Annotated in this window: 2 protein-coding genes; both read right to left on the bottom strand. The window is 45.7% G+C overall.

Features of this window, described 5'->3' with window-relative positions:
• Positions 1 to 105 precede the first annotated feature (105 nt).
• Entirely contained in the window at positions 106 to 471 is a 366-nt protein-coding gene (locus AB4589_RS23115; protein ID WP_017098539.1) for a hypothetical protein, read from the bottom strand.
• A gap of 343 nt (positions 472 to 814) precedes the next feature.
• Positions 815 to 949 (bottom strand): TraY domain-containing protein, encoded by a 135-nt coding sequence (locus AB4589_RS23110; protein WP_372101771.1) that lies wholly within the window; start codon positions 947 to 949, stop codon positions 815 to 817.
• Positions 950 to 954 lie beyond the last annotated feature (5 nt).

Here is a 954-nt window from a genome sequence, read left to right as displayed (position 1 = left end):
GAGGGTGCGCTGGGTGCGTGTTTTCATAATAAATATCCTTATTGAGTGATAAATTTATCAAGTACATGGTCAGGATGGAGGGAAAGGGGGCTCCCTCCCACATCCTTAAGAAAACATCGAAGATTTCGCGTACTTCAAACCACGATTACGGCTCACATGTTGCTTCCAATTTTGAGCGCTAATGATGGTGTTCTTAAGCTTCCGATAACGTTTTTTACAAGCATTATTTGAGGTTGGGAGAGTGAGACGATTAACTGACTGAGCTTGTTTTTGAACCGCAACCAAATGAACGCCCTTCCAACAGAAAGGAAATGCAAGGTGCCCAGTAAAAGGCAACAAAGCGGCAAACGCCATGTGTTCACGCCCAACCGTTCCCAGTTCTTTGACGCTGACAAAATCACCTTGTTCAACAAAGTGGCCTAATAAACTCACGGCCTCATCTTCACGACAATATCCGTAGATAATCTGCATCGTTCACACTCCTTGTTAGGACATTGTTTTGTTCTTTTAAAAAACAAAACGATGGGCTCTCTTTCAAGAGCCGTGCTACAAACTGGCTTGAGCATTCTTGTAGTAGAATGCGCACATCCAAAGGATGTGGTGTCTGGTATTCCCAAGTAACTCTATTTCACCACTCAACCAGCGTGCTTAATTGAGTAGAAAAACAGCCTTGGACGTCGCCCCAGAGAGGGCTCCTGAATTTGTTAGGCATATTACGCAGGCCTGCGCCCCTCTGCGGCGCTTTTTGCAATCGTGAAGGCAGCCCACCTTCGAGGCCATCTGAGGTAATAATCCCAGACGGCAATCTCATTCGTTACAGCGACCAATTAGGAAAACGTTTGAGGTGATCTTCTAATCGAAGTTTCCCTTCGCGCTTTTTGGCCCGCTCTGCTCTTTTCGCCGAGAGCGTTAACGTTTTATTCGCCTTTGATGAGAGATTAAAAGCGATACCGA

The organism is Vibrio sp. 10N.222.49.A3 (assembly GCF_041475145.1).
GTDB lineage: Bacteria > Pseudomonadota > Gammaproteobacteria > Enterobacterales > Vibrionaceae > Vibrio > Vibrio tasmaniensis_A.
The sequence above is the reverse complement of the archived record's forward strand: the minus strand, read 5'-3'. Positions and strand labels throughout refer to the sequence as shown.

What these genes read in the sequence shown, in the direction of transcription:
- AB4589_RS23115 (WP_017098539.1), bottom strand. Translation starts at nt 471, where the DNA reads ATGCAGATTATCTACGGATATTGTCGTGAAGATGAGGCCGTGAGTTTA.